The sequence below is a fragment of the Neptunomonas sp. ABH4_499 genome, assembly GCF_056160565.1.
In genome coordinates, this window is record NZ_JBSWXK010000022.1 from 21,617 (window position 1) to 44,543 (window position 22,927).

Annotated in this window: 20 protein-coding genes; 4 read left to right on the forward strand and 16 right to left on the reverse strand. The window is 52.0% G+C overall.

Features of this window, described 5'->3' with window-relative positions; genetic code table 11:
* Positions 1-49 precede the first annotated feature (49 nt).
* The gene (locus ACXAF9_RS16680) at positions 50-1,105 is read right to left on the reverse strand and encodes a class I SAM-dependent methyltransferase (protein WP_475076134.1); all 1,056 of its coding nucleotides are present in this window, start codon (positions 1,103-1,105) and stop codon (positions 50-52) included.
* A 1-nt stretch (position 1,106) separates the two neighbouring features.
* On the reverse strand, positions 1,107-1,850 hold the full coding sequence (rsuA, locus tag ACXAF9_RS16685) for a 16S rRNA pseudouridine(516) synthase RsuA (RefSeq protein WP_475076136.1): 744 nt from the start codon (positions 1,848-1,850) through the stop codon (positions 1,107-1,109).
* 24 nt (positions 1,851-1,874) lie between these two features.
* Between rsuA and ACXAF9_RS16690 the strand changes: the two genes are divergently transcribed.
* Entirely contained in the window at positions 1,875-2,816 is a 942-nt protein-coding gene (locus ACXAF9_RS16690; RefSeq protein WP_475076138.1) for a 6-carboxytetrahydropterin synthase, read from the forward strand.
* A 79-nt stretch (positions 2,817-2,895) separates the two neighbouring features.
* Here ACXAF9_RS16690 and ACXAF9_RS16695 read toward each other — a convergent pair whose 3' ends face one another.
* The 10 genes from ACXAF9_RS16695 to dksA all read right to left on the reverse strand — a co-directional run bounded on the left by ACXAF9_RS16695 (position 2,896) and on the right by dksA (position 14,583).
* Positions 2,896-4,077, reverse strand: coding sequence for an acetyl-CoA C-acetyltransferase (locus tag ACXAF9_RS16695; protein WP_475076140.1), 1,182 nt, complete (start codon positions 4,075-4,077; stop codon positions 2,896-2,898).
* 231 nt (positions 4,078-4,308) lie between these two features.
* On the reverse strand, positions 4,309-5,157 hold the full coding sequence (gene panC, locus ACXAF9_RS16700) for a pantoate--beta-alanine ligase (protein ID WP_475076142.1): 849 nt from the start codon (positions 5,155-5,157) through the stop codon (positions 4,309-4,311).
* A gap of 9 nt (positions 5,158-5,166) precedes the next feature.
* The gene (gene panB, locus ACXAF9_RS16705) at positions 5,167-5,958 is read right to left on the reverse strand and encodes a 3-methyl-2-oxobutanoate hydroxymethyltransferase (RefSeq protein WP_475076144.1); all 792 of its coding nucleotides are present in this window, start codon (positions 5,956-5,958) and stop codon (positions 5,167-5,169) included.
* Positions 5,959-5,992: 34 nt separating this feature from the next.
* Positions 5,993-6,475, reverse strand: coding sequence for a 2-amino-4-hydroxy-6-hydroxymethyldihydropteridine diphosphokinase (gene folK, locus ACXAF9_RS16710; protein WP_475076146.1), 483 nt, complete (start codon positions 6,473-6,475; stop codon positions 5,993-5,995).
* The gene (gene pcnB, locus ACXAF9_RS16715) at positions 6,472-8,142 is read right to left on the reverse strand and encodes a polynucleotide adenylyltransferase PcnB (protein WP_475076148.1); all 1,671 of its coding nucleotides are present in this window, start codon (positions 8,140-8,142) and stop codon (positions 6,472-6,474) included. Before pcnB ends, folK begins: the two co-directional genes overlap by 4 nt.
* 480 nt (positions 8,143-8,622) lie before the next feature.
* A complete protein-coding gene (locus tag ACXAF9_RS16720; protein ID WP_475076150.1) occupies positions 8,623-10,050 on the reverse strand; it encodes a sigma-54-dependent transcriptional regulator in 1,428 nt (475 codons plus the stop codon).
* 11 nt (positions 10,051-10,061) lie between these two features.
* Positions 10,062-13,013, reverse strand: a complete 2,952-nt coding sequence (locus ACXAF9_RS16725) for an ATP-binding protein (protein WP_475076152.1) — start codon at positions 13,011-13,013, stop codon at positions 10,062-10,064.
* The gene (locus tag ACXAF9_RS16730; protein ID WP_475076154.1) at positions 13,010-13,180 is read right to left on the reverse strand and encodes a hypothetical protein; all 171 of its coding nucleotides are present in this window, start codon (positions 13,178-13,180) and stop codon (positions 13,010-13,012) included. Before ACXAF9_RS16730 ends, ACXAF9_RS16725 begins: the two co-directional genes overlap by 4 nt.
* 14 nt (positions 13,181-13,194) lie before the next feature.
* A complete protein-coding gene (gene gluQRS / locus ACXAF9_RS16735; RefSeq protein ID WP_475076157.1) occupies positions 13,195-14,061 on the reverse strand; it encodes a tRNA glutamyl-Q(34) synthetase GluQRS in 867 nt (288 codons plus the stop codon).
* 90 nt (positions 14,062-14,151) lie between these two features.
* Positions 14,152-14,583, reverse strand: coding sequence for an RNA polymerase-binding protein DksA (gene dksA / locus ACXAF9_RS16740; RefSeq protein ID WP_475076159.1), 432 nt, complete (start codon positions 14,581-14,583; stop codon positions 14,152-14,154).
* 279 nt (positions 14,584-14,862) lie between these two features.
* Here dksA and ACXAF9_RS16745 point away from each other — a divergent pair, with 279 nt between their 5' ends.
* The gene (locus ACXAF9_RS16745) at positions 14,863-16,020 is read left to right on the forward strand and encodes a pyridoxal phosphate-dependent aminotransferase (protein WP_475076161.1); all 1,158 of its coding nucleotides are present in this window, start codon (positions 14,863-14,865) and stop codon (positions 16,018-16,020) included.
* Here the strand turns inward: ACXAF9_RS16745 and ACXAF9_RS16750 are convergent.
* Positions 16,004-16,333, reverse strand: a complete 330-nt coding sequence (locus tag ACXAF9_RS16750) for a Rieske (2Fe-2S) protein (RefSeq protein WP_475076165.1) — start codon at positions 16,331-16,333, stop codon at positions 16,004-16,006. The two genes, ACXAF9_RS16745 and ACXAF9_RS16750, sit on opposite strands and share 17 nt — an antisense overlap.
* Before the next feature lie 35 nt (positions 16,334-16,368).
* Entirely contained in the window at positions 16,369-17,916 is a 1,548-nt protein-coding gene (locus ACXAF9_RS16755) for a bifunctional aminoglycoside phosphotransferase/ATP-binding protein (RefSeq protein ID WP_475076167.1), read from the reverse strand.
* Between the two features lie 68 nt (positions 17,917-17,984).
* Between ACXAF9_RS16755 and mrcB the strand changes: the two genes are divergently transcribed.
* Both mrcB and ACXAF9_RS16765 read left to right on the forward strand, forming a co-directional pair.
* Complete coding sequence (gene mrcB / locus ACXAF9_RS16760) at positions 17,985-20,354, forward strand: penicillin-binding protein 1B (RefSeq protein ID WP_475076169.1); 2,370 nt, start codon at positions 17,985-17,987, stop codon at positions 20,352-20,354.
* 2 nt (positions 20,355-20,356) lie between these two features.
* On the forward strand, positions 20,357-20,950 hold the full coding sequence (locus ACXAF9_RS16765) for a tetratricopeptide repeat protein (RefSeq protein ID WP_475076171.1): 594 nt from the start codon (positions 20,357-20,359) through the stop codon (positions 20,948-20,950).
* Positions 20,951-21,002: 52 nt separating this feature from the next.
* Here ACXAF9_RS16765 and ACXAF9_RS16770 read toward each other — a convergent pair whose 3' ends face one another.
* Positions 21,003-21,629: a hypothetical protein gene (locus ACXAF9_RS16770; RefSeq protein WP_475076172.1), complete on the reverse strand. Its 627-nt coding sequence runs from the start codon at positions 21,627-21,629 to the stop codon at positions 21,003-21,005.
* A 3-nt stretch (positions 21,630-21,632) separates the two neighbouring features.
* Positions 21,633-22,925 (reverse strand): glutamate-1-semialdehyde 2,1-aminomutase, encoded by a 1,293-nt coding sequence (gene hemL, locus ACXAF9_RS16775; protein WP_475076174.1) that lies wholly within the window; start codon positions 22,923-22,925, stop codon positions 21,633-21,635.
* Positions 22,926-22,927 lie beyond the last annotated feature (2 nt).

Below are 22,927 nucleotides of genomic sequence, written 5' to 3' on the forward strand. Positions count from 1 at the left end.
GCTCAATTGATGCATCCAAGAGCCCGCTACCTGCGGGCTTTTTTGTGGGTCAAGGTTTGGGGTGCTTTACGACCACCAGTTTAAAATGGTCACTGCGCGCAGGCGTCTCGACCTGTCCAAAATAGGCCGCGGCACGTTGCTCTATCCCGATGTGCAAGTTGGTGACAAAAATAGCCAACCCGTCGGGGTTCAGGCAGCGAGCTGTGCTTGCTAGGAAACGTTCGGTCAGTTGGTTGTCTGTGCTTTTACCGGTATGAAAAGGGGGGTTGCAGACTACCAAGTCTACACGCTCTGTTACGGTGTCCGCACAGTCGCCGGCCAAGCAGGTGATCGTCAAATGACTCTGTTGGGCATTGGTCTCGCACGCGAGCAGCGCGGCGGCGTTGTTGTCCGTTGCGATCACTGGTATCGATAATCGCTCGGCGGTTTCTAGGCTTAGAAATCCATAACCGCACCCGATATCGAGTGCTTTTGTCGGTGTGCGTGTGGCATATGTCTCGACTAACGCCGTTAAGTGCTCGATCAAGAGTGCGCTGCCTTGGTCGACTTTTTCCCAACCAAAAACCCCAGGCTTGCTCAGCACGGTTTTCGTGTCCGAAACGGTGATGGGTTGCAGCTTGGAATACTGCTTATCCTCGAGTGCAATCGGGTGGGGAAAACGAAGGCTGGCGGCCCAGGTTTCTTTGTCGGATTTCCAGATATCGACATCGGCACCGGCTTTTTTAGCGCGATCAAAATAGCCTTTGATCCCTTCTTGCTTGACTCCGGTCAGTACAAGGTCGCCTTGGTTAGCGGCAAGATAATGGCTGGCTTGGTTAATCCAGAAGTGGGTCAAGGCTTTCTCTTTAGAGATGCGCGCTACAATGCGTTTAGGGGCAGTCTCTTGAAGACTTGTGTTCAGTGAATCGGATCCAAAATCCCCAAATTGAACAGCCCATTGCTGGCGTTCAAGGTGCTGCGCCACATCATAACGATTGGTCTGAATGGTTACCCCTGCTTTAGATGAGGGGATCTGGTCCGCCGGTGTGTTCTCATCCATCCACCAAAGAATGGGGGAGTTTGTTGAGGTTAACTCAGGCAGTAATAAAGAGAGCGCCGTATCCATATCAGTCGTCCAGCTCTACGCCCAGTAAACGACATTCCTCTTCGGTCAGCTCGCGGTAGTCGCCAGGTTCCAGTGACTCATCCAGTTCAACATCGCCGATTTTATCTCGATGTAGCTCCAGTACGTGATTGTCGACGGCCGCAAACATCCGCTTCACTTGATGGTATTTCCCTTCGGTCAAGGTAAGGTGAGCTTCGTGATCGCTCAAAATATCTAAAACCGCAGGCTTAGTCGGTTGTTTTTCACCGTGCAATTGCACGCCTTCTTGAAAGATATCCACAAGGGATGGATCCAGCGGGCGTTCAGTGACGACAAAGTAGCGCTTGGACATTTTATGCTTAGGCGCTGTGACGCGGTGCGACCACTGCCCGTCATCCGTGATCAATAACAGGCCGGTCGTATCGACATCCAGTCGGCCAACGGTATGAAGATCATCCGGGCGAGCTTCATCAAAGAGCAGTCCCATCACGGTTGGGTGTGTCTTATCATCGTTTGAGCACACCGTGCCTTCGGGTTTATGCATCATCAAATAGCGAGGACGCGGGGCATCGATCTCTGAATCGAAAAACTCAATGTTGTCGGACTCATCCACATGGTGACCCGAATCACGAATGCATTCGCCATTAACCGTAACATTACGCTGCATGATGGCGCGTTTGATCTCTTTTCGGGACAGCCCAGTGGCTTTAGACAGGTATTTATCCAGACGCATAAACAGGTATTTCGACTCAAATGTAAAACCCACATTATACGCAAAGCGTACCGGCAGATGCGATGGATTGTTTTTAACCTGAAAGACAGTTTTGACTGCACACTGATCAATCGTTGCGTTAGAATGGCGCCTCATTCACGACCGAGTAGCTGGATTGTTAAAGTGAAGCTGTTTGTTAATAACCTGACCAATGTTGATTTTTCTTACCTGCACACTGAGCGCGGCCTGATGGGCGAGTCTTGGTTGGTTCAACTGGAGCTCGATGGCTCGTTGAACGATCAAGGGATGGTGTGTGATTTTGGCATTGTGAAAAAGTTAGTGCGTCAGTGGATGGACAGCACAATCGATCACGCGCTGGTGGTACCAACGCTGTCTGAGCAATTGGCCGTAAAAGACGATGCGGGCAATACCGAAGTGGTTTGGACTTATCAGGATCAGGGGACACTGGTGTGCCGCTCGCCCAAGGCGTCCATCGCTCAGGTGGATGTCGAGTCGATCACGCCTGAGTCTCTGGCCAGCTGGTGTGAAGCACGCTTGATCGAGCTGTTTCCTCAAGAGGTAAGGGGCTTATCGATCCGCTTCATTCCGGAAGAGATCAACGGCGCCTTTTACCACTACAGCCACGGCTTGCAGCAACACGATGGCAACTGTCAGCGTATCGCGCACGGTCACCGATCCAAGGTGGAGATCTTCATCAATGGTGAGCGTAACGCTCAGCTTGAGGCTGATTTGGCCGAGCGTTGGAAAGATATCTACATTGGCACCTCGTCACACCGCCAAGCGGATCAAGGTGATCACAACGTATACGCGTATGATGCGCCACAAGGGGCTTTCTACCTGTCGTTGCCGAAAGAGCGCTGCTATGACATCACCACGGAAAGTACGGTAGAGCAGATTGCACAGCATCTAGCGGAGCGCACAAAGCAGATCCGTCCATTGGATGATGTGTTGGTTCGCGCCTACGAGGGGATTGGGAAAGGCGCGGTGGCGACCGCTTAAGCTTGACCTGATAGATCACTTAAATAGAAAACCGCCCGAAGGCGGTTTTTTTATGTCTACATAAGAGAGTGGGTAATGATTAGTCGCGCTCGATCGCCAGCGCGGTACCCATACCGCCACCGATGCACAGGGTTGCGAGTGCTTTTTTCGCATCGCGACGGTTCATCTCGTGAATCAGGGACACGAGAATACGACAACCAGAAGCGCCGATCGGGTGACCAAGGGCAATCGCACCGCCGTTGACGTTAACAAGATCAATATTCCAGCCCAAGTCTTTGTTGACGGACATCGCTTGTGCGGCAAACGCCTCGTTTGCTTCGATCAGTTCAAGATCGTCCACACTCCATTCTGCTTTGGCCAACGCCTTTTGTGTCGCGCAGATTGGGCCTGTGCCCATGATGGAAGGGGCAACACCGGCCGATGCATACGCTTTGATTTTAGCAAGCACTGGTAAGCCCAGCTCTTTCGCTTTCTCGGCCGAGCACAAAATCACAGCCGCTGCGCCATCGTTGATGGTGGAGCTGTTCCCGGCCGTAACTGAGCCATCTTTTTTGAACGCTGGGCGCAGTTTCGCCAAGGCTTCGGTGGTGCAACCAAAGCGTGGCTGCTCATCGGTATCAAATACGATGGGGTCGCCTTTGCGCTGTGGGATGGTGACAGGGAAAATCTCATCTTTAAAGCGACCTGCAGTAACCGCCGCTTCGGCTTTGTTTTGGGATGCGGATGCAAACGCATCTTGCTCTTCACGTGTGAAGCCGTATTTCTCGACGATGTTCTCGGTCGTGATGCCCATGTGGTAATCGTTGAAAGCATCCCACAGGCCGTCGACGATCATGGAATCTTGCATCTTCCAATCGCCCATGCGCTGGCCGTTGCGTGAGTTAGGCAGCAGGTGAGGCGATTGGCTCATGCTTTCTTGACCGCCTGCGATGATGATTTCAGCATCGCCGCAGCGGATGGCCTGAGCGGCCAGTTGAACGGTTTTTAGACCAGAGCCACACACTTTGTTGATGGTCATGGCTGGAACGTCAATCGGTAGACCCGCATTGATAACGGCTTGGCGGGCAGGGTTTTGTCCACAGCCTGCAGTCAGCACTTGGCCGAGGATGACTTCATCCACATCGGCTGGGTTGATTTTGGTTTGTTCCAGCAATCCTTTAATGACGGTTGCACCTAAATCAGATGCTTTAACGCTCGCCAGAGATCCGTTGAATGCTCCAACGGCGGTGCGGCCTGCGGCCACGATTACAACATCACGCATGGTAGTGCCTCTTTTCCTGATTAATCCCTACGGATCATAGAATGAGAATAGGACAGTACTGTGACGGTAAAGCAGGGTGTCACAGCGCGGCTATGATCCTTCCTTTATTATGCTGCAGTGCAGTAAAGCTCAGTGTGCGGGAGTGCCACAACGAAAGCAAGTACCCGGATCAATAAAACGATCCGAGTACTTGTCGCAACATATCAGGCAATACGGGTGGAGGAAAGGAGACTAAAGCCGAACCGGACGGTTATCGATCAAACGGGTAGTGCCCATGTAAGCGGCCGCTAAGATCACGACATCGGTGTCCTCTTCGCTTGCGGGCATCAAGTCACTTTGACGGGCGATCACAAGGTAGTCTCGTTGAAACCCAGCCGCTTCCAGTGCTTGTTGGCCTTGTTCAATGAGGGCATCAAAGGTATCGGTACGATCGCGCATCTGATCGGATAAGCGTGCTAATACGCGATTCAGCTCGCGGGCCGCGTTGAGTTGATCGTCGCTTAGATAGCCATTTCGCGAGCTGAGTGCGAGCCCTTGATCATCACGCTTGATCGGTACACCGACAATCTCGATGGGCAGGCTTAGGTCTTGCGTCATTTTGCGAATGACAAATAACTGCTGGTAATCTTTTTCACCAAAGACGGCGACGTCCGGTTGCACCATGCCAAACAGTTTACTGACAACGGTTGCAACACCTTGGAAGTGGCCAGGACGGCTCGCGCCGCAGTACAGTTCGGATACGCCCGGTACATTCACCGTGGTGTGTCCTGTTTGTCCTTGCGGATATACCTCATCCACCGATGGGGCCAGCACGTAATGGCAGCCTGCTTGGCTCAGTTTGGATTGATCTTCTTTGAGGGTACGCGGGTATTTGTCGAAATCTTCGTTCTCACCAAACTGCAGTGGGTTAACGAAAATGGTGGCGACAATGACATCGGCATGCTGGTGGGCAGCGTCCACAAGGGAGATGTGACCAGCGTGCAGATTGCCCATGGTCGGTACTAGGGCAATGCGTTTTCCGTTGGCTTTTTCGGCGTTAACAGCCGCGCGAAGCTCCGCGATGGTATGGAAAGTCTTCATGGCGTCGAATCAGTTAAACGAATGCTCTTCGGTTGGGAAGCGTCCTGCTTTGACATCATCCACATAGGCTTGGAACGCCGCTTGGATGCTGCTGCTCTCTTCCATGTAATTCTTCACAAATTTAGGTATGCGTGGGCTTAAGCCTAATAGGTCGTGCATCACCAATACTTGTGCGTCGGTGTGTACGCCTGCGCCAATGCCAATCACAGGGATGTCGACCGCTTGAGTGATTTCGGCCCCCAAGATCGTTGGCACACATTCCAGTAAGATCATGCTGGCACCGGCTTTTTCAAGGGCAACGGCATCTTCGATCATCTGCTTAGCAGACTCAGGATCACGACCTTGTACCTTGTATCCGCCCAGTTTGTTCACCGCTTGCGGTGTTAGACCCATGTGAGCGCAGGTCGGAATGCCTTGCTCGGACAGTCGAGCGATGATCTCTTTAAGCCAGATGCCGCCTTCAATTTTGACGATCTGAGCACCGGCTTGCATCAAACGGCCTGCGTTTAGCATCGCTTGCTCAGGTGTGGTGTAGCTAACAAACGGCATATCGGCCATCACCATCGCGCCTTCGTTGCCACGGGCAACGGCTTGTGTGTGATAGATCATATCGTCCATGGTAACAGGCAGGGTGCTGGATTGACCTTGCAATACCATGCCAAGAGAGTCACCCACCAAAATCACTTCTACGCCCGCTTCGCTGACGGCTTTTGCAAAAGTGGCATCGTATGCAGTTAAGACAGCAAATTTTTCACCCGCTGCTTTGCGAGCGGCCAGTGTGTGTAATGTCACAGTCTTCATAGGTAACCCAGTCGGTTGTTGTAAAAAGTGCGGATTATAGCGAGATCTTTTCCAAGCTGCCCACCGGACATTGGACTAACAGTTCTGATAACACTGTTCCATCCGGGAAGGTTAGCTCATTGGCGATCTCGGCCAATGGCCAGAGCACGAAGGCGCGCTCTTTGGCGTAAGGGTGAGGAACATTAAGGCGCTCGGTGGCAAGGGTGTGATTCCCGTAGAGGATCAGATCCAAGTCCAGCGTACGTGGTCCCCAATGTTGAATGCGTTTGCGATCATGCGCTTGTTCGATCGCTTGGAGTTGATCCAATAACGCATGGGGTTCTAAGCGCGTGATTAAACAGGCCGCGGCGTTAATGTAATCCGGTTGGCCAGGTGGACCGACCGGGTCGGATCGATAAAGCGATGAAGCGTGTTCCAGCGTGGTATCGGGAATTTGGCTTAGCTCTTTAAGGGCGGTTGAGACTTGCTCAACCGGGTCCTCAAGATTACTGCCAAGTCCGATATAGCAGGTGATCATCCTGAAATCTCGGTATTACGGCGATTACGAGGGTCGTTCTTAGCGCGCGAACGGCGGCGACGAGCCTGTGGCTGATCATCTTGTGCGGTGTGCGACGGTGTCGTTTCACCCCGCGGTGCACTCGACTGAGCAGCCGGCTTTTGACTTGGTTTGCTGCTCGACTTACGTGGCGCAGCGTCGCGTTTAGCACTCCCCTCTGCGTTATGATCACGCTTTGGCTTAGGAGATGGCTTGCGCTTGTTGTTGCGTTCAGGTGCTTTGATTTCAGAGATCATAGCCGCCTGTGTCGCTTCATCGGCCGATTGGAACTGAGTCCACCATTGGCTTAACCCATCCAGCGCTTCTCCGCTTTGCTCGCGTAACAGCAGAAGGTCATAAGCGGCACGGAAACGTGATTGCTCAAGAGTTTGATAAGCACGGTTGCCATGACGGCTCGGAAGCTTTAATTGAATCTCCCAGATCTCGCGCATTGGGATTGAGAAACGCTTCGGAATGGCGGTGGATCGAACCTGCTGTTGGATAACCTCATCCGCCGCTTCTTGCAGTGCGCTGAAGGGCGACATGCGACGCTCATTGAGCTTATCTTGCATGCGTTTCTGTACCGGGTGCCAAAGCAGTACGGCAAACAAAAAGGCTGGCGTTACGCTCTTACGTTGGCTCAGACGGCGGTCCGTGTTTTTAAGCGCCATCATGATCAGCTCACGAGCGGCTGCGCCGGTTTCTGGGTCTTTAAGTGAGTTGGCGGTTAACGGCAGTAACGGTGCCAACAAGTTATACGACTCAAGCAGCTCAAAGGAGCGGGCGCCATGACCGGATTGCAAGAGTTTGAGCACTTCATCAAATAAACGCGCAGAGGCGATATCATTCAGTAACGGTGCTAACTCGCGAATAGGCTGCTCGGTGGCCGGTTCGATATCAAAGTTAAGTTTTGCGCTAAAGCGAATTGCCCTGAGCATTCGGACGGGGTCTTCACGGTAGCGACTGGCTGGATCACCAATCATGCGAATGGTGCGTTTTTGCAGATCGTCGTATCCTTTGGTGAAATCATAAATGCGGTGATCGGCCATGCTGTAGTACAGGGCGTTGATCGTAAAGTCGCGGCGAACCGCATCTTCATCCACGGTGCCGTAGACGTTATCACGTAAGATCAGGCCTGAATCCGATTGTTTGGCGATCTGGTCGTTTGCATCATCCGTGCTGTCATGCGCGGCACGAAAGGTTGCGACCTCGATAATGTCACGGCCAAAACGCACGTGGAGTAATTTAAAACGTCGACCAATCAATCGCGAGCGTTTGAACAGACCGTGGGCTTCCTCTGGGTGCGCGCTGGTGGCAACATCAAAATCTTTAGGGCGCTTTTTGAGGAGCAGATCTCGGATACAGCCGCCGACCAAATAAGCCTGGTGGCCGCCATCAAGCAGTCGATACACCACTTTTGCGGCATTATCATCGAGATACTTACGAGGAATATTGTGCTCATCGCTTTCGATCACGCGTACGTCCGAATTAAACGTCGGGATCGGTAACTGAGATTGCGATTGAGGTTTGGACTCAGGCTGAGGCGCACGTTCTTTTTTGTGAACGGGGATCTCTTTTGCGGTGTCGTCCGAAGAGGCTTTTGGGCTTTTAAAAAAACCGGATACTTTTTTTATGATCTGAATTGGCATTGGTTTATAGACGTTCTGCTCTAAACGATTTCGCGCATTGTAGCATTGAATGGCGATTAAAGATGCAAACTCGATCGTGAAACTGAAGAAAGGATATATTAGCTGATCGCAAGCCGGAGTAACCTAAGCTTTTTATTTTTATTTGGCGCTGAGGGGGTGTTACCACACAATCCAGCGACCAGCTTTTAAACCTCATTATTATTTTTATTCGAGGCATCTAGCTTATCTACACTCACCTATTTTTATTTTTATTGATAGCTTGTGTTCAAAGCGTTTTGTTGTTGTTTGTACATCCTAGATAAAGCATTCGGTGTGCCAACTTTTTTAAGTTGTTGTTTTTATTGGTTGTTAAAATTTAATACTGAATTTTAGATGAACAATGTAACAAAGTGTTACTGAAAAGTGTTACCTAGGGTAACAGTATGGGTAACACATTGTGGGGTGAGTGTTACCCATTAGACTTAGGTCTAAAGTACTGATTTATGAGCCTTTTGGCTTACGCGGGATGCCAAGCTTTTGGCGTCTTTCCCACAAGCATTTACGACTTACACCCAACTTTTTAGCCAGCTCGGTCTCGCTCATACGGTCTTGGTTCTCGAGTACAAAGCGCTGAAAGTAATCGTCAAGCGATAGGCCCGCGCGCGATTGTCGTTGAATCGGCTCATCCGTTTTGGGTTTGCTGACAAAGGCATCGTAGCGGTCGGCCACTTCATCAAGCGGCGCGGGCTTCGTATCGTGATCCAGCCCCAGTAACTCGGGGGTAATCCATTGATCATCAGCCAGAATCACAGCCCGCTCAATCGCGTTCTCTAATTCTCGTACGTTACCTGGCCAAGGATAGTTCAACATCATGGATTGTGCCTGTGCCGTCAGGTGGGCGGTGGGCATCTCCATTTTCTCGCAGGTTTTGGCTAAGAAGCGGTCGGCCAGTGAGATGATGTCTTCACCGCGGTCACGAAGCGGCGGCATGCGCAGCTCCATCACGTAAAGACGGTAGTATAAATCCTCACGAAAGTCGCCTTGCTTGGCCATCTCTTTGAGGTTTCGGTGCGTGGCCGCAACCAAGCGAACATTGACCTTTTTTGACTGGACAGAGCCGACTCGGCGAATCTCGCTTTCTTGTAAGAAACGCAGTAATCGAGCTTGTGCCTCCAGAGGCAGCTCGCCAATCTCATCGAGAAACAAGGTGCCACCGTCGGCCGCTTCAATTAAACCGTTCCGGGCCGCATTTGCCCCGGTAAAGGCCCCTTTCTCATGGCCGAACAGCTCTGACTCAATCAAGGTTTCAGGGATGGAGGCGCAGTTCACCGAGATCATCGGCGCGCTGTGTCGGGCGCTTTGCTCGTGAATCGCTTTAGCGGCTAACTCTTTACCCGTGCCGGACTCGCCTAAAATCAGAACCGTTGCGTCGGTTTTAGCCACTTTCTGAATTTTGGTGAACAGCTTTTGCATCGGCTCACAATGACCAATAAAGCTGATCTTTTCAGACGCTTTAGGGGCGGCTGGGGCGCTGTCTTGAGTACGAGGTGCGAACGACGAAGAATCGCTTGCCTCTTGTTTGGCTTCTGACAAGATGGTGCGGATGGTTTCCAGCATCTCGTCGTGGTTGAAGGGCTTGGCGATGTAATCCACAGCGCCCATCTTCATTGCATCCACGGCCGAGCGCATACTGGCGTAGCTGGTCATGATCAGAACAGGAACATCACCGGCGTGCGGAATCAGGTCGGTACCTGGAGCACCCGGCAGGCGAAGGTCGCTGATGATGACGTCGTACTCTTTCAGTGAGTACGTGCTGAGCGCTTCATCGACGGACCCTGCGTCATCCACGCGGTAGTCGTGTTTTTCGAGCAGTCGCTTTAACGCAGCACGAATGATTGATTCGTCCTCGACGATCAAAATACGATGCATGATCTCTCTACCTACTGTTCATCTGGCTCTGGGCGATTCTCGGCCGCCTCTTGTAGACCTGGCAAGGTGATAACCACCTGAGTACCTTTGGAGTGCTCGGCATTGGCAGGGCTTATTAATTCAATATTACCATAATGCTCCGAGATGATGTTGTAGACCAAAGCAAGCCCCAAGCCCGTCCCTTTACCCGGGTCTTTAGTGGTAAAGAAGGGCTCAAAGAGCTTGTCTTGAATCGCAGGATCAATCCCACAGCCTTCGTCGGTAATGGTGATCTGGACTTGCCCATCAAGGCTGTGAGCCTCGATCCAGATTGTGCCATCCGCCGGTGATGCATCACAGGCGTTGTTCAACAGGTTGACCAGTACTTGCAGCAGAAGTTGAGGGTCGGCTTCAAGTTCCAGTCCTTCCGGTACATTTCGGAAAAAATTGTGTTGTTTGGCGTGCGAGTCCAAGGTCACAAGATGGATCGCTTCATCCAAGCACTCCGTTAAGGATAGACGCTCCAGTTGCACATCCGCCATGGATTGTCCGGTTCGTGCAAAACGGATTAAAGACTGAACGATTCGACTGATGCGCTTGGTTTGCTCAACGATTTGATCACCGGTATCTAACACTTCGGGTTGATCGGTTTCCAGCGATAAGTTCTGAGCGAGGCAGGCGATTCCGGTAACGGGGTTTCCGATCTCGTGTGCAACGCCTGCGGCAAAGCGGCCGATCGAAGCCAAGCGCTCGTTATGGGTCAGCTTTTCGGTCAACAGGTGGTGATTGGTTTCATCTTCGACCAAGAGCACGATGGCGCTGTCAGGTTTGTCGGACACCGCGCTTTTGTGCAGCGTAAGGTAAAGATCGCCGTTTTTGGTGCGTACCTGTATTTCGGTGAGGTGGTTGGCCGATTGTTGAATGAAGTTGGGTAACACCTCGGACCAAGGGGCCGGAAGGTCGGATAAGGTAAGGTCGCCTACCTCGCGCGCATTTAAGGAGGTGAGCCTTGCCATTTCGTGGTTCCAAAACACAATGCGCTGATTGGGTGTTACGGTACACGCGCCGATGGGGAGTTTTTCCAGTGTGGTTCGGTGATAGCGGCGCACCTCGTCCAATTCTGCCGCTAAGCCGCTCAGTTTCGCTTGGTACGTTTCAAGGTGAGATTCCAGTAAGTGGATGTCTCGACCAGGGTAGGGAGTGCTGCCCTCTGGCACCTTGGATAATGGCTCTAATAAGGTGGCGGACTCAATTGGGCCAATCAGAGCCGACAGGTTTTGCTCAAGCGTGTTTTTTAAACGGAGCATGTCGAACGGGCCGATGCGCTCATTGGTGAGGTTGAGCTTTCGGATGGCCAGTTGCAGTTCGCGCCGAGCCACGACTTCACCGAGTTTCGGTGTCAGTAAGCGGATGATGTCCTTGGTTTCAAACGCGGGGCGAGCGATGTCCGTTGGCGAATCCATGGTGTTTGCAAAACAGGCTTCGGCAGCACGTCGCTCCTCTTGGGTGGTTTTGGTAAAGCGCGATACCAAGACAAAGACCACGATGTTAAGGATCAGCGAAACGATGGCGGCGGATTGCCAGTTGATCTCATTGATGGAAACCGACTCAGCAATGGCGCGAATGCTGGTTTGAGCTTGGAAAAACGGATAGAAGGTAGTGATGCTCCAGCTCAGCATGCCAATCGTGATGCCTGCAATAAAGCCGATGCGATTTGCCCCAAGCCAAAAGAGGGTGGCGAGCACGCCGGGTAAAAACTGCAAGAAGGCGATAAAGGCGCTTAAACCCAGTAAGTGCAATTGCTGCCCGCCGCCCAGTACGCTGTAAAACAGATAAGAGCATGCGACCACCGCAATGATCAGGATTCGGCGAAGCCACAATAACCAGTCGTAAAACTTAATGTTACCGGGGGTTTTAATCAGCGGCAGGATGACGTGGTTTTGCATCATCGAAGCCATAGAAATTGCGGTCACAATAATGATGCCGCTGGCGGCCGTTAAACCGCCAATCAACACGGCGATGGTCATCAGATCCGACTCAAGCGCCTTACTGATAAAGAGCAGCACAAAGGAGGAGTGGTCCGTCACTTGAAGCTTGTAACCGCCCCACACAATGATCGGAACGGTAACGGCTAATCCCATCAGGTACAGCGGCATCCCCCAGGAGGCTTTGCGCAGCGTATCGGCGGAGCGGTTTTCGGTGAACGCCAAATGGAACATGTGCGGCATGACCAAGGCCGCGGTAAAAAAGGTCAGCAACAAGGTACGCCAGTTTTCGCCTTCGTCGTGCCGAAGTAAGCGCTCTAAAATCATTGGGCGCTCCATCAGCCAGTTGTGCAGGTCCAATGGCCCTTGGAACACGGTAAAGAGGATATAGAGCGCAATACCCATCAACACCATTAGCTTAATCACGGAGCTGGTGGCCATCGCCATGATTAATCCACGGTTTCGTGCTCGAAGCGAGGGGTGTCGTGTGCCAAACAAGATGGCAAATAAGGCGATCAGTGTGCAGTAAGCCGCGGCAATTTGTGGGCTTGAGACGTTTCGGTTCAGCACATTCAATGAGCTTGAAACGGCTTGGATCTGGATCGAGATCAAGGGCAAGCTGGCGGCAAACAGTAAAAGTGTGGTGACTGTACCAACCATAGCGCTTCTAAAGCGAAACGCGAATAGATCGGCAAGGGAGCTGAGTTTATACCGATTGGTGATGTTGAAAATGGGGGTAAACAGGATGGGGGCTAAAAAAAACGCCGCCGTGGCCCCAAGGTAGGACGATAAAAACAACATGCCCGATTGCTCGATCATGCCAAAGGCCCCATAAAAGGTCCAAATACTGGCGTATGTACCCAAAGCAACGGCTTGTACTAACGGGTGTTCTGCAATACGACGCGGGATGATGTTTCGCTCGGTCGCATAGGCGATCACAAATAAGAAGAGCAAGTAAGCGGTAAAAATCAGGAAGAGTTCCGTGACCGAAAAATTCATGAACGCTCCTGTTTCATATCGCTCAGAAAACTAAATCCAATGCCAACCGCCCACACGGCAAAGGTCAAAATGAAGCTGTGCTCCAACGAAAGCCACCACTCAAAGACCGCTGGTAGGAACAACCAGCACATCGACAGCAACAACAGGACAATGCGGTGTGAATACATGCTGAAATTTCCGGTTAAACGATCGGTTGCGAACCGCGTTGTTGTAGACGGGTAATGTCCCATCGAGGTATGGCCCAAGCTAAGATCTCGGCGGGGCTGGCTAAATGAAGATTAGCATCAATGTCTTGATGTAAAAACTCAAGGGCTTTTACCAATAACGGGACGGGTGGCTCATCCATGATGGCCGGTGCCAAGTTTTGCTTGCTGAGTTTTTGCCCATTTAAGGCGGTTGCGACCGGGATGTGGGCATAACGTGGGTGCTCAAAACCCAATCCGCTCATTAAGGCCATCTGTTTGGGGCTTTCGGGTAACAAATCAAAACCGCGTACGACATCCGTCACACCGAGCGCTTGATCATCCACCACCATCGCAAGGTGATAAGACCAAAGCTCATCTTTGCGGCGCAGAACAAAATCCTCACAAGGGACTTGGGGCTGCTCGCCCTGAATGCGATCTTGCCAGGTCTCGGTCATCGCTGGGGCGCACAAACGAAGCGCGCCTTCGGTATCAAAAGGCAAAGCGCGATGCCGGCAGTGACCATCGTAAAGCGTGTGTCCGCTTCTAAGTTGAATCTCTTTGCGGGAGCAATCGCAGTTATAGACGCGCTGTTGATCGATCAAGGTGTTCAAGGCTGTTTGATAAGCTTCATCGCGGTCCGATTGCCATACCAAAGGCCCATCCCATTCAAAACCGAATGTTTCTAGGGTGTCTGGGATGCGGTGTTCGGATAACGGTTTTTCTCGCGGTGGGTCGATGTTTTCGATGCGAAGGTGCCATAAGCCCTGATGATGTTTGGCATCCAAGTAACTGGCAAGCGCGGCCAGAAGCGACCCAAAGTGCAGTGGGCCCGTAGGCGAAGGTGCAAAGCGGCCGATGTACATTCAGGACTCCGTGATGGCGATCAGCAGAGTGTACCAAACCAGCCCAGATAGGAATCTAGGCAGGCTTGAGTCGAAAAACACGCGGTGAGCTTAGCCGCCGACTTGTTTCTCTTTGATTTCGGCCAGCGTTTTGCAGTCGATGCACATGGTGGCTGTAGGGCGCGCTTCAAGACGGCGGATGCCAATCTCGATACCGCAGGCGTCACAGTAACCGTAGTCATCTTCGTCAATCCGTTCCATCGCTTCGTTGATCTTTTTGATCAACTTGCGCTCACGGTCGCGGGTACGCAGCTCTAAGCTAAACTCTTCTTCCTGACTGGCACGATCGCTAGGGTCAGCAAAGTTGGTCGCTTCTTCCTGAAGATGGTGGATTGTGCTGTCCACTTCTTCCATCAGCTGCCGTTTCCAAGCCAAAAGGATTTCTCGGAAGTGATCCTTTTGGGGCTCATTCATGTACTCTTCACCTTGACCCGGTTGATACGGTTCAAATTGCGAGAACTGCGAATCGTTCGTGTTTGGCATAATCAGCCTCACTTCTCCGATGGGACCCGGTACTGCGGCGAACATCGTCGACATACCGTGTCTTTATGTGATTATTCCCAACTTCCAAATTTCGGAAGGTTGAGGAAATTACCAGAACACCTATCGTTAGGCTAGTCCTGATTTTGAAAAAAAACGCGAAAAACGCGACTAAAATAGGACGAATTAATGACATATCTCTTAAATTCAGCAGATATCCATTACAGAACGCCTCACTGCCGGGTTTATACTGTCCAGATCCGTTTTTAGATGAGGTGTACGATGTCCAAGTGGTCGCAAAGAGCCCATAAAATTGAATCCTTCAAAGTCATGGACTTACTTAAGCGTGCCAAAGCCTTGGACGCCGAAGGCTTTGATGTGGTGCATATGGAAGCCGGTGAACCGGACTTTCCAACCGCACTGCCGATCAAAGAAGCCGCAATGGCCGCCATCGATAAGGGGCTGACGCAGTACACACCTGCGGCGGGTATCCCTGAGCTTCGCCAAGCGATTGCGCGTTTTTACCACACGCGTTACGGCCTTACGATTTCGCCTGAAAGGATCATCGTAACCTCGGGTGCCTCGGGTGCACTTTTGATGTTGTTTGGCCTACTTGCAGAGCCCGATACCCATTTTATGATGGCGGATCCAGGTTACCCTTGTAACCGCCAGTTCCTTCGTTTTGTGGAAGCCGAACCCCAGCTGGTGCCGACTGGGGCTGATGATCAATATCAGCTCACGGCCGCTTTGGTGAAATCGCATTGGCAGAGTAATACCGCCGGTATTTTGGTCGCATCGCCTGCTAACCCAACGGGGTCGGTGCTAAGTCACCAGGCGCTGGCTGAACTCTCCGAGCAGGTCAAAGCCTCTGGCGGGCATATGATTGTGGATGAGTTATACCACGGTCTGACGTATGGCTTTGATGCGCCTTCAGTGCTGGAGGTCAACGATGATGCATTTGTGGTGAACAGCTTCTCGAAATATTTTGGCATGACCGGCTGGCGTTTAGGTTGGATTGTCGCGCCTGAAAGCGCTGTGCCGCAGTTGGAACGCATGGCGCAAAACCTTTATATCTCGCCAACGACGGTTTCTCAGTACGCCGCTTTAGCGGCATTTGAGCCAGATACGCTGGCCATCTTCGAAGAGCGTCGCAAGGCGTTTCAGGCCAGGCGAGCTCGTTTGGTCGAAGGGTTAAGGGCGCTTGGGTTTAAAATCCCCTTAATGCCAGAGGGGGCTTTTTACGTGTATGCGGATGCATCCAATTTAACGGATGACACCTTTGAATGGTGTTGGAAACTTTTGGAAGAGCAGCACATCGCGGTGACACCAGGGCTCGATTTTGGTCATCATCGTGCGCATCAGTTTATCCGTTTCTCCTACACCACAGGGCTGGACCGCATCGAGCTTGCCTTGTCGCGACTGGCTAAGTGGCTCGCTTAAGATCCACTTTTACCATCCCCTCATCCACGATGCAGGGGATAGCCGTAAGTTCCTCACCAGGGCAGGGGCCTGCGATGCACTCGCCAGTTTCGATGCTAAACAGTGCCCCATGTACGGCGCACTGGATAAAGGTTTTCTCATAGTCGAGAAACTGATCCTCAATCCACTCAAGTGGTACGCCTCGGTGTGGGCAGCTGTTGATGTAGGCAAAGCAATCTTGCCCTTTTCGCACCACCACAATCGCTTGATCATCCACGTTAAACCCTTTGGACTCGGGGTCTTGAAAATCAGACAGTGCGCACAGGGTTTGCATACAGGTACTCGTAATGGGGTTGGTTAATTTAACAGTTAGGGCTCGATCAAGTTTTGTTTGATCAGCTCGGCGACTAAACGATTAATGGCGTCATCGTCGTCGGTGTGCACCCAAATCGTGGAGGCCTGTTCTGAGCTGCTTAAGGCTTCGGCGTGTTTCATCTGCTGCTGCATCACCTTGATGTCGGCATCGGATGGGTCGCCGCCCATCTTTTTGCGTCGACGCAAACGCGCTTCAATCAGCTTCTGTTCACAGAAACAGCTTAGAATACGCGCCGGTACGCCCAGTTTCTCGGCCATGCTGAGATAGCTTTTACGGGTACGGCGGCGAATAAACGTGGCGTCGACGATGACGGAGTAACCACTTTCAAGCAGTGCCTTGGCCTGCTCGAACTGATGCTGAAACGTACGGGCGTTCATCTCCTGACCATAGAGGTCAAGGCGTACGCCGCGACGGGAGAGCTCGCGGTACAGGCGTTTGCGCTCGACGTCGGAGCGGATGCGAATGCAGTCGGTGCGCTCCATCAGTTGCGAGCTTAAGTGGCTTTTACCGCTGCCCGACACACCGTGCATCAAGAACAGCGTCGGTTGGCCCTTGTGCATGTATTGCTGAGTCAGGTGTAAGTAGCGTCGGCACTGTTTTGGGTCTGGAGCATGGCCCAGCAAAGCGACTTTTGCCCTGACCATGGAGCGAAACGCTTTGTAGAAATTCAGTAAGGTGAGTCCCTCGTAGTCGCCGGTCAGCTCAAGATAGCGGTTTAGGCAGCGGCTGGCCCAGCGATACTGGCCTTTGGCTTCAAGGTCCATTAAAAGGAACGCAAGGTCGCAAATGGTGTCTATCCAGCGAAATTGCAAATTGAACTCAATGCAGTCAAAGAGTCGCAACTGGCCGTGGTACAAGGTGATGTTGCCAAGGTGAAGGTCACCGTGGCATTCGCGGATAAAGCCCTCTTGGTGACGGCGTTTTAGACGGGGCAATAGCTCGCGAAAGCTCTGGGCAGCGCGCTGAGACAGTTGCTGCAGCAACTGAACATCATTGGGTTCAAGGTACTGGCGATCCAGTTGGGTAAAGTTGTCGGACGCTAACGACCAAATGCCTTCGGGCGTTCCCCACTGGCTTTCGGCTGATACCCGCGGTATGCGCAGGTGGAAATGCGCGACTTGTTCGGCCATCAGGTCGATCCAGGCCGGTTCAAAGCGGCGGCGGTTTAGGATCAAATCCAAGCGCTGATCCGGATCAAACTGATGCATGCGCACGGCAAATTCGATCGGCTCATCATCAATCAACTGCGATTGGTCGATCAGCGATGGGTTTTCAGACGACCCGATGATGGCAATTACGGTATCATAGATGTCTGGCGCTAAACGCTGATTGAGGCGGATCTCCTCTTCACAATAGGTTTGGCGTTGACGCAAAGTAGAAAAGTCCAAAAAGCCAAAGTTAACCGGCTTTTTGAGTTTATAGGCGTATTCGCCCGTCAGGAATAACCACGAGATCTGGGTTTCGATGACTTGTATAGGGGCGTCAACGGGGTGTGGATAAACATCCGGGTTCTGTAAGGCTTGAAGCAGTTCCGGTTGCATACTGGCTGTGATGCCCCATGTTTGTTGAGTGAAAATTCGATCGTTTATCAGGGAATTATACGGTTCAGATGAGTAAAAAGAGAACTCCTGCCCCAAAAGGCAGCCGCAAAAGTACAAAAAAAACGACCAAACCCAGTGTCTGGAAGCGCATTCGCAACACCTTTTTAAAGCTGCTTCTGTTGGGTGTGGTTGTCGGTGCCATTGGGATGATCTATCTGGATGCCCAAATCACCGAGAAGTTTGAAGGTAAGCGTTGGGCGTTGCCCGCTAAAGTGTTTGCTCGTCCGCTTGAAATGTACCCGGGCCGAACGCTGTCGATGTCCGACTTTAAGGTCGAGCTTCAAGGCTTGGGCTATCAGTCGGTTAAAAGCGCAGAGTATCCAGGCCAAGTGGAGTATGGCAGCACACGTGTGCGCTTGGTGACGCGCGGGTTTCAATTCCCCGATGGGTTAGAAAAATCGCAGACCTTATTGGTCAGTTTCAGCGGTGGGCAGATCAGCGCCATCCAAAACGGAGTCGGGGCTTCCGAAAGCTTGGTTCGATTGGAGCCTATTTTGGTTGGTGGGATCTACCCGCAAAACAACGAAGACCGCGACCTGATTCGCCTTGAAAATGCACCTCCTTATCTGGCCGATGCCTTAATTGCGATTGAAGATCGTAGCTTTTACGACCACCACGGTATCTCGATTCGTGGTATTGCCCGTGCCATGTTGGTGAATCTGAAAGCCGGTAAATTTATCCAAGGCGGCAGTACGCTGACGCAGCAGTTGATCAAAAACTTCTATTTAACCTCGGACCGTACGCTTGCGCGTAAGCTGATGGAGATCCCAATGGCCGTGCTGTTGGATCTGCATTACAGCAAAGAGGAGATCTTAGAAGCGTACCTGAACGAGGTGTACTTAGGGCAATCTGGCTCACGAGCGATTCACGGATTTGGTTTAGGCTCTGAGTATTACTTTGCGCAGCCGATTCAAGAGTTAAAACTTCATCAGGTGGCGTTGTTGGCCGCTTTGGTGAAGGGGCCATCCTACTATGACCCTCGACGTCATCCTGAGCGCGCCTTAGAGCGTCGAAACCTTGTCTTGAGCGAACTGCTGCGCCAAGAGAAGATCAGCCAAGAACAATACGCGGATGCGGTGGCAAAACCACTCAGTGTTGTGAAGCAAAAGAGTCTTTTGAAAGGCGCGTATCCAGCCTACTTGGATTACGTGAAACGTCAGCTTCGGGAGCAGTATCACGAAGAGGATTTAAGCTCCGAAGGCCTTCGTGTGTTTACAGCGCTGGACCCGATCACCCAAGCGAAGGCCGAGAAAGGGTTAACCGACACGCTGGTCATGCTCGAAAAACGGTATGGGGATAAAGCAAAGAACCTTGAAACCAGTATGGTGGTGACCGACCCTCAAACCGGTGAAGTGCTCACCATCATTGGCGGTCGCAGTACTCGCTATCAAGGCTATAATCGCGCGCTGGATATGATTCGTCCCATCGGCTCCTTGGTTAAACCGTCGGTGTATCTAACCGCGCTCATGGAGGGCTACACGCTGGTATCCCCGATTGAGGATAAAAAACTCAATCTCAAGCTGCCTAACGGCCAAGTGTGGAACCCAAGTAACTTCGATCATAAAGAGCACGGCGTGATTCCGCTGCACCGAGCGTTGGCCAATTCGTACAACTTATCCACAGCACGCATTGGTTTGGAAGTTGGCGTTGATAAAGTGATTAAAACGCTGAATAAGTTAGGTGTTACGCGTCATCTTGACCCTTACCCTTCTTTATTGCTGGGTGCGCAAGGCTTACCGCCGGTCGAAGTCGCTGAGTATTACCAAACCATCGCGGCAAACGGTTTCCAGATTCCGCTTCGGGCGATCCGCACGGTGACGGATAAAGATAACGAAGAGCTTTCCCGTTACAACTACGAGGTGAAACAAAGCCTTCCTGCAGCGGATGTGCACTTACTGCAATACGCCATGCAAGAGGTGGCTCGTGAAGGCACGGCGCGCTACGTGTACAGCCAGATCCCATCCAACATTAACATTCTGGGTAAAACCGGTACATCGAACGATCAGCGTGACAGCTGGTTTGCTGGCTTCACCGGCAACCGTTTAGGCGTTGTGTGGATTGGTCGCGACGACAACTCGCCTTTACCCTTCACGGGCAGTGGTGGTGCGTTGCGCGCATGGACCGCTTACATGAAAACGGAGCAATTAGAGCCGTATCTCGCACCCGCTCCAGAAGGTATCGAGTACCTGTGGGTTGATAAGGAAACAGGGTATTTATCCGATCAGCGTTGCCAAGGCGCGATTCAAGTTCCGTTCCTAGAAGGGACGCGTCCCGATTATCGGGTTGATTGTGGGGTGCAAGACCTTCAGAATAGCCCGCAACAGGATAATAACGGGCAGCCGCTTGATTGGTTTCGCCGTTGGTTTAGACAGGAATAAGTATGAAGACGTTTCAGAGAGTGTGCGTGGCCGCTGCACTGGTATCACTGGCGGGCTGTTCAACTTCCGGTATTTACAATACGCCGATTGAAGATCGTTCGACAACGGCGCCACCGTCGGATGAGAACAACAGCGTTGTGTCCGCTGCCGACCCAAGCATTGGTGTTACGGTAACCCCTACAGCACCCGTCCCTGTGGTTCGATCTCAGCGTGATGAAACCACCGAAGAGAGCACACCAAGCGTACCGGTTGCACCGGTAGCTGTTGAAGCGAAGCAAAACCCGGCCGTTGTAGCGCTGCTTGATACCGCTAAAAAGCAAACCAACAACGGTGATCTTCGTGCGGCTCAGACCAGTCTTCAGCGCGCACAGCGGATCTCGCCGCGTGACCCTAACGTCTATTACTCGCTGGCGGATACGCACCGCCGTTTAGGTGAGTTTCTGCAGGCTGAGCAAGTGGCGCTCAAGGGCGTATCCACAGCGCAAGGGCAAAACAGCCAGCTGCGTCGTCTTTGGAATTTGATCGCATCGATCCGTACCGATTCGGGTGATCTGGAAGGGGCGGATAAAGCGACCAATATTGCACAGCGCTATTAATTAATCGCACTGTCGAATAAAAAACGGGCTTCAATGAGCCCTTTTTTTATGCTTAATCGTTTGATTGCAGTTGCCGAATAATGGGATTTAGCCCCGCACTGATTAAAACCATACTGACACCCAAGAGGACTGAATAAAGCCAGAGTCCCCAAGGGTGACTGTTCAGATTGATCATCGCGTAGCTACCCAAAAGATTTAAGGACACACACCAGCACAGTGCAGCCCCGAAAAGCGGTAGCGTAATTGCTTTTTGAAACGCTTTGATTGCCAAAATAAGCACACACGCGGTGCTGATAAGGTGCAAGGTTTCGCCATAGATCTCACCGCTGCCATTGCGGCGAAGCAACTCAAACATTGCGAAGAGCACCAGCGCCCATCGGCCCCAAGCAGCACGCGAGAAGGTTTTACCGAATGCGTACATTAATAAGATGGAGGCGATCAGAGGGATGGCGATAAAATCCCGCAAGTTGATCATCAAACGCAGTAAAGTTTGCTGATCTTGATTGTTGGCAGGGATAAGCAGTTGGGTTAATCCCGATAGGGCCGTGGCTAAAAAGCAAAAACTCAGCAGTACGGCCATATCCTTTGGTCGATCATTCAAGCGCTCTGGATGGCGGAACATCAAAATGGCCGCCACCATGCCTCCAAATAGGATGAATAACTCCCCGAGCATCAGCATTGCTTATCCTTGGATCAGCGTTGCAAAGACGCGGTCTGCTGCATCCAGCGTGTGCTCAATGTCGGCTTCGGTGATGGCGTGGGACATAAAGCCCGCTTCATACGCTGAAGGGGCTAGGTATACACCCTCTTTCAGCATACCTTGGAAAAAGGCCGCAAAGCGTTCGGTATCGCACGCGGTGGCATCACTGAAGCGCGTCACCTTGTCTTGCTCGGTAAAGAATAAGCCAAACATACCGCCGACCATTGACGTCGTGAACGGGATGCCATGTTTCAGTGCTTTCGCTTCTAAGCCTTGCGTCAGTAGCTCAGTTTTGGCTTCAAGTTGCTCATGGATGCTGGTGTCAGCCGCCAAGGCATTCAGCATGGCAAGGCCTGCGCTCATCGACAACGGGTTACCGGATAAGGTACCGGCTTGATAGACAGGGCCCAGCGGTGCGATGTATTCCATGATCTCACGCTTACCACCGAAGGCACCCACCGGTAAGCCACCACCGATGACTTTACCTAGGGTTGTGAGGTCAGGTTTGATGTTGTAGTAGGACTGCGCGCCACCGAGTGCCACACGAAATCCGGTCATGACCTCATCAAAGATCAGCACCGTGCCGTATTGATCGCACACCTCACGTAAGCCTTCCAAGAAGCCAGGTTGAGGAGGGATGCAGTTCATGTTGCCTGCAACCGGTTCAACAATGATGCTTGCGATTTGATCGCCCACTTTAGCAAATGCCTCTTTCACGTTATCCAGATCATTGAAGGTCAAAGTGATGGTGTGCTCGGCCAATGAAGCTGGTACGCCTGGCGAGTTAGGCTCACCCAAGGTCAGTGCGCCAGAGCCGGCTTTAACCAGTAAAGAGTCAGAGTGGCCGTGATAGCAACCTTCGAACTTCACGATTTTGTCGCGACCGGTGTAACCGCGTGCCAGTCGAATCGCACTCATGGTGGCTTCGGTGCCGGAGCTAACCATGCGCACCATCTCAATCGAAGGCATCAATTCGCAGACTTTATTGGCCATTTCCGTTTCGATGGCGGTCGGTGCGCCAAACCCAAGGCCGTTATCTAAAACAGAGCGCACGGCATCCAACACTAATGGATTGGCATGGCCCAGAATCATCGGTCCCCAAGAGCCAACGTAATCGATGTAGCGTTGATCGTCTTCATCAAACAGATATGCGCCTTCGCCTTTTTTGAAAAAGACTGGCGTGCCGCCCACACCTTTAAAAGCGCGAACAGGGGAGTTGACCCCGCCTGGGATGTGAGCTTGAGCAGCTTGGAATAGAGATTCGGAACGGGACATAT